Here is a 1,064-nt window from a genome sequence, read left to right on the forward strand (position 1 = left end):
AGGGGGGTAGTAGGTTAGCTCCTCCTTGTCCCAAATTGGCGAAAGCGAGGCCAGTTGTAACCATGGGTGATATCAGCCTCAGTAACAGGCCCAGTAGCGACAGCTTGTTCCAAGAGTCGACGAAAAAGGAGTCCACGGCTACGTGAAGTGCGTCGGTTGAACCGGAAGGTGAACTCCTCCAAGTATGACTGCAGATGGGCGGGAACAATTGATCCCTGGTGAGTACCGAGAATCCACCGCTTAAGTAGGCTGGCGACTCGGTGTACACCTGGCATGGAAACATGAGCGGGGTTGCCCGATGACGACAACACGGTTTTCTTATGCGTATATTCATGGTCAGGCAAGTCGTTGTAGCCACCCCAACCATCGGTGAGTATCACCGCTCCGGGAACCACCACATCGCAAACAAACGGCACCAGGTTGATACCTGACGCATCGGGGATATGGCGCATCCGCACTCGCCCGAAACCTTTGGGCTCTTTGACCTCCACAGCGATCGCAACAATGCATTTGCTGGCTCCACGACCGCGTTTTCCACCCTTTTCGACACCACCAACCAGAGTCTCGTCAACCTCCACATTACCCGACAACTGTTCACGTTCGGCATGCACCATCGACACTCGGTAGCGTTGCAGCATTGCCCAAGCTACTCGATAGCTGGTGCCCAGCGTGTGCTCAAGGGTCTTGGCCGACAAGCCATTCTTAGCAGTGGTTACGTGCCAGCCAGCTTCGAACCAAGTTGTTAATGGTGTTCGCGTTTTGTCCAAGATAGTACCTGCGATAACTGACGACTGATGACGACAACTCGGACACACAAGTCGGCCCCTCGTCTGACGCCACGGTGTCGTAGTCGTCTGGCATACAGGGCAGACAAATCCATTTGGCCAACGAAGTTGTTCCAAGTAGGTGGCACACGAGTTGTCATCGGGAAACATCTCCACAAACTCACGATATGTGCGAGGGTAATCACGTCCTGCCACCAGCGACGGTTCTATTGCTACTTTATCAATTGAGGGCCTCATCCCAAAATTATAAGGCAAGAGGAGCTAACCGTCTACCCCCCT

Annotated in this window: 1 protein-coding gene; it reads right to left on the reverse strand. The window is 53.7% G+C overall.

Features of this window, described 5'->3' with window-relative positions; translation table 11 throughout:
• Positions 1-14 precede the first annotated feature (14 nt).
• The gene (locus tag KOO63_03845; GenBank protein ID MBU8920972.1) at positions 15-1,022 is read right to left on the reverse strand and encodes an IS1595 family transposase; all 1,008 of its coding nucleotides are present in this window, start codon (positions 1,020-1,022) and stop codon (positions 15-17) included.
• Between the last annotated feature and the right edge of the window lie 42 nt (positions 1,023-1,064).

Source organism: Candidatus Latescibacterota bacterium, assembly GCA_019038625.1.
GTDB lineage: Bacteria > Krumholzibacteriota > Krumholzibacteriia > Krumholzibacteriales > Krumholzibacteriaceae > JAGLYV01.